The organism is Micromonospora sp. NPDC048868, assembly GCF_043198195.1.
Classification (GTDB): Bacteria; Actinomycetota; Actinomycetes; order Mycobacteriales; family Micromonosporaceae; genus Micromonospora; species Micromonospora reichwaldensis.
The window spans coordinates 107,137-116,109 of record NZ_JBICUN010000022.1 but is presented as its reverse complement, the minus strand read 5'-3'; the positions used below and the strand labels follow the sequence as shown (position 1 = coordinate 116,109).

8 protein-coding genes are annotated in these 8,973 nt (G+C 73.9%); 3 read left to right on the top strand and 5 right to left on the bottom strand.

Annotated elements, in window-relative coordinates; genetic code table 11:
- Positions 1-139: 139 nt before the first annotated feature.
- Entirely contained in the window at positions 140-1,531 is a 1,392-nt protein-coding gene (locus ACGFNF_RS26590) for an MFS transporter (protein WP_393171401.1), read from the bottom strand.
- Positions 1,532-1,698: 167 nt separating this feature from the next.
- Between ACGFNF_RS26590 and ACGFNF_RS26585 the strand changes: the two genes are divergently transcribed.
- From ACGFNF_RS26585 to ACGFNF_RS26575, 3 genes are all read left to right on the top strand, one after another.
- A complete protein-coding gene (locus ACGFNF_RS26585) occupies positions 1,699-2,280 on the top strand; it encodes an NAD(P)H-dependent oxidoreductase (RefSeq protein WP_357577748.1) in 582 nt (193 codons plus the stop codon).
- Between the two features lie 77 nt (positions 2,281-2,357).
- Entirely contained in the window at positions 2,358-5,048 is a 2,691-nt protein-coding gene (locus ACGFNF_RS26580; RefSeq protein ID WP_393171399.1) for an ATP-binding protein, read from the top strand.
- A gap of 98 nt (positions 5,049-5,146) precedes the next feature.
- On the top strand, positions 5,147-6,187 hold the full coding sequence (locus ACGFNF_RS26575; RefSeq protein ID WP_393171397.1) for a DUF4192 domain-containing protein: 1,041 nt from the start codon (positions 5,147-5,149) through the stop codon (positions 6,185-6,187).
- Between the two features lie 6 nt (positions 6,188-6,193).
- On the opposite strand, the gene ACGFNF_RS26570 is transcribed toward ACGFNF_RS26575, so the two are convergent.
- The 4 genes from ACGFNF_RS26570 to ACGFNF_RS26555 form a co-directional block, all read right to left on the bottom strand.
- Entirely contained in the window at positions 6,194-7,357 is a 1,164-nt protein-coding gene (locus ACGFNF_RS26570; RefSeq protein ID WP_393171395.1) for a serine hydrolase domain-containing protein, read from the bottom strand.
- A 210-nt stretch (positions 7,358-7,567) separates the two neighbouring features.
- Positions 7,568-8,002, bottom strand: coding sequence for a hypothetical protein (locus ACGFNF_RS26565; RefSeq protein ID WP_327030015.1), 435 nt, complete (start codon positions 8,000-8,002; stop codon positions 7,568-7,570).
- Between the two features lie 15 nt (positions 8,003-8,017).
- A complete protein-coding gene (locus ACGFNF_RS26560; protein WP_151454004.1) occupies positions 8,018-8,470 on the bottom strand; it encodes a hypothetical protein in 453 nt (150 codons plus the stop codon).
- A gap of 71 nt (positions 8,471-8,541) precedes the next feature.
- Positions 8,542-8,922, bottom strand: a complete 381-nt coding sequence (locus ACGFNF_RS26555) for a hypothetical protein (RefSeq protein WP_393171393.1) — start codon at positions 8,920-8,922, stop codon at positions 8,542-8,544.
- Positions 8,923-8,973: the final 51 nt, after the last annotated feature.

Sequence of the window (8,973 nt, the reverse complement as noted above, 5' to 3'; positions counted from 1 at the left end):
CTTCTTGTCTGCCATGACGTGGTCCTTCCTGGACAGGATCGACGTCCTGTCCAACGGACCACACCCAGGTCAAACACGGAAATCTACGCAGTCCCCCGGCCGGTTCCCGCCGGCCGGTGTCACCGCACCCCGCGCGACCTCAGTCGTCGGCGCGGGCGGGCCCGGGGGCGGTGCGCCGCCGCCGGGCGGCCAGCAGCGCCAGCCCGCCGGCGGCCTGGATCACCGTGAGCACCACCAGGGCGGTACGGAAGCCGGCCAGCCCGCCCCCGGCGACGGTCCAGCACAGCGCGGCGACCGCCGGCGCGAGCGTCGTCGCGATCATCCGGACGGTGCCGCCGACGCCGCCGGCGGCACCGGTCGAGCCGGTCGGCGCCGTCGCCATGACCGCCGCGATGACCGGGGTGTTGAACAGGCCGAATCCGACGCCGATCAGCGCGACCTGCCAGCCGAGGTGCAGCAGCCCGGCGTCGGCGGAGAGGGTGACCGGCAGCAGCGTGGCCCCGGCGGTCAGCCCGGCGCCCGTCGCCGCCGTCGGCAGCGCGCCGACCCGGTCGGCGAGCCAGCCGGCGACGGGCGAGGTGACCGTCATGGCGCCGATCTGGACCAGCAGCAGCATCCCGGCCACCTCGGGGCCCTCGTGCAGCACGTCGGCGACGAAGTACGGCAGCAGGAAGACAGTCACCGCGACGTTGAAGCACACCAGGAACAGCCCGAGGGTGGTGAACCCGAAACGGCGGGCGCGGACCAGCGCGACGACCGGCCGTGAGGCGGGCAACCGCGCCCAGGTCAGGCCGAGCCCCACGGACAGCGCGCCGAGCCCGGCGGCCAGCACCGGCCGGGCCGCGATCTCGTCGACGGCGACGAGCACCGCGGCGACCGTGCCGCCCAGCAGCACCGCCTCGCGCAGCAGTGGCAGCCCCGGGGCGGGCAGCCCCCGGCCGTCGCGGGGCAACGCCCGCAGGCCCAGCAGGAGCGCGACCGCGACGAGGGGCAGCTTCAGCAGGAACACCGCGCGCCAATCGACGGCGCCGGCGACCAGCCCGCCGAACGAGGTGCCGGCCATCCCGCCGACGGTCATGATCGTCACCACCGCGCCGATCGCGCGGGCCCGCTGGTCCGCCCGCACGGTCGCGGCGATCACCGGCAGGTAGACCGCCAGGGTGAGCCCGCCCGCGACGCCCTGGAGCAGCCGTACGGCCAGCAGCACCCACAGCGCCGGGGCGAGGGCGGCGAGCACGCTGGTGACCCCGACACCGGTCATGGACACGGCGAGGATCAGCCGGGGATCCGCCCGGTCGGCCCAGCGGCCGGCCGGGATGGCGATAGCGGCCATCGGCAGCGCGTACGCGAGCAGCACCCAGGTCGTGGCGGCCGGGTCGACGCCCAGGTCGGCGCCGATCGAGGGCAGTACGACGCCGGCCATGCTCATCTCGGAGGTCGCCACGAGCATGGCGAGGGCGACCGCCACGACCGGGGCCCAGCGGGTGCGGACGGCCGGAGCCGACGACTGCGGTGCGGGTGCGGTGGTCATGGGCACCGACGGTAGGGACGCGATCCCTCGTCGGGCATCTGTCGAACGACCGTACCGGCCACCGGCGCGGGGCCGGGCCGGTCGACCGGTCAGTTGACAGATGGCGGGGCCCCGCCGGCTGCCTAGCGTGGTCGGCACACCCACCCCGAACGCACTGGGAGAGCACCATGACCATGCAGAAGCTGCGGCTCGCCGTCATCGTCGGCAGCACCCGCGAGGGCCGGTTCGGTCCGGTCGTGGCCGACTGGTTCGTCGACCGGGCGCGTCGGCACGACGGCTTCGAGATCGACGTGGTCGACCTGGCCGAGGTCGACCTGCCGCCGACGCTCACCGCGTTCGGCGCCCCGCAGCCGGCGGCGGTGGACGCGCTCGCGCCACGGCTGGCCGCCGCCGACGCCTTCGTGGTGGTGACACCCGAGTACAACCACAGCTACCCGGCCTCGATCAAGACCGCGATCGACTGGTACCGCGACGAGTGGCGCGCCAAGCCGGTCGGTTTCGTCTCCTACGGCGGGGTCTCCGGCGGGCTGCGCGCGGTGGAGCACCTGCGCCCGGTGTTCGCCGAGGTGCACGCGACGACGGTGCGGGACACCGTCAGCTTCCACGGCTGCTGGGACAGGTTCGACGAGGCGGGGGCGCCGGTGGAACCGCAGGGCTGCGACAACGCCGCCAAGACCGTCCTGGACCAGCTCGGCTGGTGGGGGCGGGCACTGCGGGAGGCCCGCCAGCGCGTCCCGTACGCGGCCTGAGGTCCGCGCCGGCTCGCGCTGCCGAACAGCGCGCGGTACGTGTCGACGGGCCCGGTGCCCGCGTAGCCTTGACCCCCGTGCTGCACGGCCGAAGCGAGGAGACCGCCCGGATCGACGCCCTGCTCCGGCAGGCGCGGGCCGGACGCAGTGGTGTGCTCGTCCTGCGGGGTGAGGCCGGCATCGGCAAGTCGGCGCTGCTCGGCGACGCCGCTGCCCGCGCCGACGACATGCGGGTGCTGCGCACCGACGGCATCGAGTCGGAGGCGGGCTTCCCGTTCGCCGGGCTGCACCTGCTCCTGGGCCGCGAGATCGACCGGATCGACGCCCTGCCCGCCCCGCAGGTCCGGGCGTTGCGGGTGGCGCTCGGTCAGGAGGCCGGCGGCGACGTCGACCGCTACCTGGTCGGGCTGGCCGTGCTGACCCTGCTGGCCGAGCTGGCCGAGGAACGCCCGCTGCTCTGCCTGGTCGACGACGCGCACTGGCTCGACCCGGCCTCGGCGCAGGCGCTGCTCTTCGCCGTCCGACGGCTCGACGCCGAGCCGGTCGCGGTGATCGTCGCGGTCCGCACCGACGAGGTGTCCCCGTTCGACCCGGCCGGTCTGCCGGAGCTGCCGGTCGGGCCGTTGGGCGAGTCGGCCGCCGCCGAGGTGCTGGCGCAGCGGTCGGAGCCGGTACCCGGCCACCTCCGGCCCGATCTGCTCACCGAGGCGCAGGGCAATCCGCTCGCCCTGCTGGAGTTGCCGGTCGACGGCATGCCGCGCCGGCTGCCGTCCTCGCGCTACCAGCGACTCCACGAGGTCTTCGCCGAGCGGGTGCGGCGGCTGCCCGAGGCGACCCGGCGGCTGCTCGGCGTCGTCGCCGACGCGTCCTCCGCCGACGCCTCCGTGGTGTTTCCGGCCGCCGAGCGCCTCGGCTGCACCCGGGACGACCTGGCCCCCGCCGAGCAGGCACAGCTCGTGCGGCTGGTGGACGGCCGGCTGGTGTTCCGTCACCCGCTGGTGTTCTCGGCACTGCGGGACACCGTGGAGGCCGGCAGCCGGATGGCGGCACACGAGGCGCTCGCGGCGGTCCACGCGGCCCGGGGCGACGTCTGCTCGTACGCCTGGCACCGGTCGGCGATGGCGACCGGACCGGACGAGGAGGCGGCGGCCGCCCTGGAGACCGCCGCGCGGAGCGGGTCGGCCCGGGGAAGCGCCGTGGTCTCGGCGATGTACGAACGGGCCGCCGGGCTCACCGCGGACCGGGCCCGGCGCGGGCGGCGGCTGACCGTCGCGGCGGAGGCGGCGGCCGACACCGGCCAGCTGGACCGGGCCGCGACGCTGGCCGACCAGGCCGCCGACCACGTCACCGATCCCGTGCAACTGGCCGACATCGCCCTGGTCCGCGCCGCCGTGCTGGACTCGCGGGACCGTCCCAGGGAGGCCCACCGCCTGCTCTCCGACGCCGCTGTGGCGGTGGCCGCCCTCGACCTGAGCCTGGCCGGTCACCTGCTCTTCCGCGCCGGCCGGGCGGCCGCCCACGCGGGCGACTTCGACGCGCTGGACCGCACCGCCGCCCGGGCCGAGGAACTCGGCGTGCCCAGCGCCCACCTGGTCACCGCGCTGTCGCGTGCGTTCGCCGCGCAGAACGCCCTCACTGACGCCGCCATCGCACCGCTGCGGGTGCTGGTCGAGGAGACGACCAGGTGCGACCGGCACCTCGAACTGCTCGACATCGGGTGGTGGCACCTCATGCTGGCCGACCTGGACAGCGCGGACGACGTCGCGTCGCGGCTGGCCGCCGTGGCCCGTCAGCAGGGTGCCGCCGGCCTGCTGGCCTCGGTGCTGCCGCTGCTCGCCCGCGCCCAGCTCATGCGGGGCCGGCACGACGACGCGGAGGCCAACGCGACGGAGGGCCTGCGGATCGCCGCCGACACCGGGCAGCGCCGGCACGCGGTCTACCTGACCACCGTGCTCGCCGGCCTGGCCGCCATCCGGGGTGAGGAACAGCGGTGCGTCGAGCTTGCGGCGGCACCGATCGCGCGGGGCGTGACGCCGGGCAACGTCCACGCGGCCGGCGCGCTGAGCCTGCTCGACCTGGGCCTCGGCCGGTACGAGGCAGCCTTCGGCCGACTCTCCGGCATGCTGGGCGCGCGGCACCGGGGCGGCGCGATGGCCAGCCTTCCCGACCTGGTGGAGGCCGCGATCCGGGTGGACCGGCGGGAAGACGGGCTGGCCGCCGCCCGGCAGTACGCCGAATGGGCCGGGCGCGTCCGGCAGCCGTGGACGCGGGCGGTCGCGCTGCGCTGCCAGGCGCTGCTGGACGGCAACGCCGACGGCCGGTACGCCCGGGCGGTGGCGCTGCACCAGGAGGGCGGCACCCCGTTCGAGCGGGCCCGCACGGAGCTGCTGTACGGCGAGTGGCTGCGCCGGGCACGCCGGATCAGCGAGGCCCGGATCGTGCTGCACTCGGCGCTGGAGATCTTCGACCGGCTCCAGGCCCACCCCTGGAGCGCGCGGGCCCGTGCCGAGCTGCGCGCCGCCGGGGAGAGCGTGCGGGCCGCCGACCCGGGCGCCGTGCAGCGGTTGACCCCGCAGGAACACCAGGTGGTGCAGTTGGCGGCCCGCGGGCTGAGCAACCGGGAGATCGGCGCGCAGCTCTTCCTGAGCCCCCGGACGGTCGGCTACCACCTCTACAAGGCGTATCCCAAGCTGGGCGTCGGCTCCCGCAGCGAGCTGGCATCCCTGGTGGCGACCCGGCCCGATCACTCGACCCGCGTCGGGACGTAAGCCCCTGAGCTGCGACGATACGTTCCGTGACTGTGGATAACCCGCGTGTCGTCCACAGGGGCCGGCGACCGCGACGCACCCGTCGCAGGCTGCCAGCCATGACCCCGACCGACCGCCCCCGGCTCGCCGTCCGTTCCCCCGCCGACCTCATCGCCGCCGTGCCCTACCTGCTCGGCTTCCACCCGACCGACAGCGTCGTCGTGGTGGCGATGCGGGACCGCCGGATCACCTTCGCCGCCCGCGCGGACCTGCCCGACCTCGCCGACCCGCGCGACCCCGCCGGGCACCTCGCCGGCGTCATCGCCCGGCAGCACGCCGAGACCGCCACGGTCCTCGGCTACGGCCCGGCGCCGCTGGTCACCCCGGCGGTCGACGCCGTGCGCGCCGCGCTCACCGCCGCCGGGCTCCCTGTGCTCGACGCCCTGCGCGTCACCGAGGGCCGCTACTGGTCGTACCTCTGCACCGAGCCGGCGTGCTGCCCGCCCGACGGCACCCCCTACGACGTCGGCGCCAGCGAGGTCAGCGCGGCAGCCGTCTTCGCCGGCCAGGTCGCCCTGCCCGACCGGGCCGCCCTGGTCGCGCAGGTCGCCCCGGTGACCGGTCAGGCCCGTTCGGCCGTACGCCGGGCCACCGCGCGCGCCGAGCGACGCCTCGCGGACCTGCTCGACCGGGCGCCCGCGACCGACCCGCGCGGCGAGCGGACGGTGCGGTCCGCGGGGGCGGCGGCGGTACGCACCACGCTGCGCCGGCACCGGCGGGGTCAGCGGCTCACCGACGACGAGGTCGCCTGGCTGAGCGTGCTGCTGACCCACGTGCCCGTCCGCGACCACGCCTGGGAGCGCACCGACGGGCGCGACGAGGACATCGCACTCTGGACCGACGTGCTGCGCCGGGCCGAGCCGGAACTGATCGCCGTGCCGGCCGCGCTGCTGGCGTTCGCCGCCTGGCGGGCGGGGCAGGGCGCGCTGGCGGCGGTGGCCCTGGAACGGGCCCTGGCCGAGCACCCCGGCCACTCGATGGCGCTGCTCCTCGACGACCTGCTGCGCCGGGGCGTGCCGCCGTCCGAGCTGGACGGCTGGCCGGCGGTGGGAAACCCCGGAGTGCTACGCCGCCGGCGCCGCCGACGCGGCCCCCGCTGACCCCCGTCAGAGCATCCCGAGCGCGGCGCCGATGACAGCCTGAGCGGTACGGCTGAGCTCCTCACCCTTGGCGTCGGTCCCGGTGATCGAGTACTGCGTCCGGAACCGGCCGTCGCGGGTGGCCGCCACGCCGGTCAGGTAGCCGAACCGGGAACCCGTCTTGATCCACAGGACTTCACCTCCGGGCAGCGGGAACGCGGTGAGCCCGGCGCTGTACCGGGCCGGACCACCGGCGACGTCGGGGACCGCGGGCAGGGTGAACATCTCGGCCAGCTGGGCCGGCGGCACGACCCGGCCGGCGAAGAGCGCGGCGACGAACGTGTCCAGGTCGGCGAGGCTGGAGATGACGTTGCCGGCGGCCGGGGTGAAGGTCTGGCTCCACGTCGTGGCGTCCACCAGTTCGGTGGCCCCGTCGCGCACGACGGCCTGGTATCCGTGTGCGTGCGGACCGAGGATGCGCGGGTCGTCGCCGGGGGCGTACGTGTCCCGCAGGTGGAGCGGGCGGGCGATCCGCCGGTCCAGTTCCCGCGCGTACGGGTGGCCGGTGACCTTCTCCACCAGCAGGCCGGCGACGATGTAGCCCATGTTGGTGTAGTGCTGCTTCGTCCCGGGCTCGAACTCGCGGGGGTTGCGCAGGCCGAGTCGCACGATCTGCTCCGGGGTCCACCTGTCGTACCGTTGGGCGAGCTGCCACTCGATGCCGTCCGGCATGGTCGGGCTGGGGATGCCGTTGGTGTGGTCGAGCAGCTGGCGGACGGTGACGGTCGGGTAGTCGGCGGGCAGCAGCCCGGGCAGGTGCCGCTGCACCGGGTCGGCCAGGTCGATGCGGCCCTCGGCGACCAGTTGCAGCACCAGGGCGGCGGTGAAGACCTTGGTGACGCTGCCGATCCGGAAGCGTGCGTGCCGCGGCACGGGGGCCTCACTGCGCAGGTCACGGACGCCGGTGGCACCGGTCCAGCAGCCGTCCGGGGTGGTGATCCGGACCTGGGCGCTTGTGGCGTCGGAGTTGGGTAATCCGGCGATCGCCTGCCGGAGTGGGCCGGGGTCGAGGGTGCCGGGGCGGCAGTCGGCGGCGGAGCGGGCCGCGGGTGCGGCGGTGACCGCGCCGGGGGCCACGACGGTCAACACGGTGGCGAGCGCCGTCGCCACGAGGGCGGTCCGGCTGTTCATGATTTTCATGACATCGAGCCTCGTCTCCCGGTGTCGGCCGGGGCATCGGGGAGATTCCCCTGGCGCACCCGGACCGGAAGACCGGGGAGAACCCCGCCAGGAAGGGGGCCGGTCGGCCCCCTTCCCCACCTCCACACGCGTCGGCGCAACGTGGCTGGCCGGGCGAGCCTGCGGCAGGTCAGGCCCGGCGACGTCCTGTTGCGACCCGGCTCAGCCCGCGTAGATCGTGGTCCACCCGGTGGCCCAGGCGAAGCAGGAACCGTTCTTGCCCAGGCCCTCGCGGGCGCGGATCTTGGTCACGTTGATGGCGAAACTGTAGTGGCCCGCACCGATCGGAGCGCTCTTGCCGCTTCCTTTGCTCATGTAGTCGATCTCGGTGCGGCCCGGATTCGAGGAGTAGCTGTAGTAGGCCTCGGTCTGCAGGCAGGCCGAGTAGCCGTCGGCGGCGGTGTCCTCCAGCGTGCCGCGCAGAATGACGCGTCCGTCCTCGACGCCGACAGACCCCGCCGCGTGCGCCCCCGCCACATCTCCGTTGGTGTGGTAGAGCGACCAGTTGGCGACGGCCAACGCCGGCGATGCCGTGAAAGCGAGGACGGCTGCGGTCGTCGCCGCACAGATGGTGAACCTACGGCCCGTGATGCGCATTGATCGCCTTTCCGGCTAGAAGGCCAGTGACTTGTAGCCGGACGCATAGACGCACGTCCCGCTGCTGTTCGTGATGCCCTCGCGGGCCTTGATCGTGCTTACGTTGCTGGCAAAGCTGTAATATCCGGCGCTGCCCAGGCTCTTGCTGTTGCCGTAGCCGCCCACCCGGTCGTACTCCCTGCGGGTGCCGCCGTCCGAGTAGGTCGCGAAGAACTCCAGGCAGGCGGACTTCCCATCGCTCTTGGTGTCCTCCAAGGTGCCGAACACGCACACCCGACCAAGGCCGTCGCACTGAGTGGTGGTGTATCCGTCGGCGTGCGCACCGACGACATCCCCGTCGCTGTGGTACAGCGTCCAGCACTTGCCGAACAGGATGTCGCAGTCGGCTGCGGCAGCCGGGCTGGCGACGACCGCCGTCGACACGGCCAGCCCCACGGCAACTGCCAGCAGTAGTCGTACTGGTTTCATTAGGGCTCCCTTTCCATGGGAATCGAGCGATCTCCCTTGGGCGACCGCAGAGTGCTCTCGTGCGGATCAGGTCAGCATTGGTGGGAAGCGGGCGGGTGCGGCAGGATCCAACCGTTGCTACGCAGGAAGGATTCGGAGATGTAGCCCTGCTGCTGGGTGCCGGCCTTACGTACGTGCCACCAGAGCGGGCTCGTGACTCCGTGGGCGGTGATCTTCTCACCGACTCGGTAACAGTGCAGATAGACGTCAGATCCGCTGTTCCAGGTGCCGTTCGAACTGCAACTACGCCACGGGCCGCTGCGATAGTTGACGTCGTCGCCGACGGTTACGGCTGTCCAATTGCTCGGATTGGACCACGGATAACTGCAGGCGGCGGAAGCCGTGGGCGCCCCGGCGACAACGCCAGCGGCACCCGAAACGAGGACGAAGATCGAAGCCAACAATCTGCGCATGGCGCGTAGTGGACCATGGCCTTCGATCGTCCAAAAAGCACAGTTGGCAGA

Excerpts from the sequence above, each read along its gene's own strand:
- ACGFNF_RS26590 (WP_393171401.1), bottom strand. The coding sequence starts at position 1,531 with ATGACCACCGCACCCGCACCGCAGTCGTCGGCTCCGGCCGTCCGCACC.
- ACGFNF_RS26565 (WP_327030015.1), bottom strand. The coding sequence starts at position 8,002 with ATGCGCATCACGGGCCGTAGGTTCACCATCTGTGCGGCGACGACCGCA.
- ACGFNF_RS26570 (WP_393171395.1), bottom strand. The coding sequence starts at position 7,357 with ATGAACAGCCGGACCGCCCTCGTGGCGACGGCGCTCGCCACCGTGTTG.
- ACGFNF_RS26560 (WP_151454004.1), bottom strand. The coding sequence starts at position 8,470 with ATGAAACCAGTACGACTACTGCTGGCAGTTGCCGTGGGGCTGGCCGTG.
- ACGFNF_RS26575 (WP_393171397.1), top strand. The coding sequence starts at position 5,147 with ATGACCCCGACCGACCGCCCCCGGCTCGCCGTCCGTTCCCCCGCCGAC.
- ACGFNF_RS26555 (WP_393171393.1), bottom strand. The coding sequence starts at position 8,922 with ATGCGCAGATTGTTGGCTTCGATCTTCGTCCTCGTTTCGGGTGCCGCT.
- ACGFNF_RS26585 (WP_357577748.1), top strand. The coding sequence starts at position 1,699 with ATGACCATGCAGAAGCTGCGGCTCGCCGTCATCGTCGGCAGCACCCGC.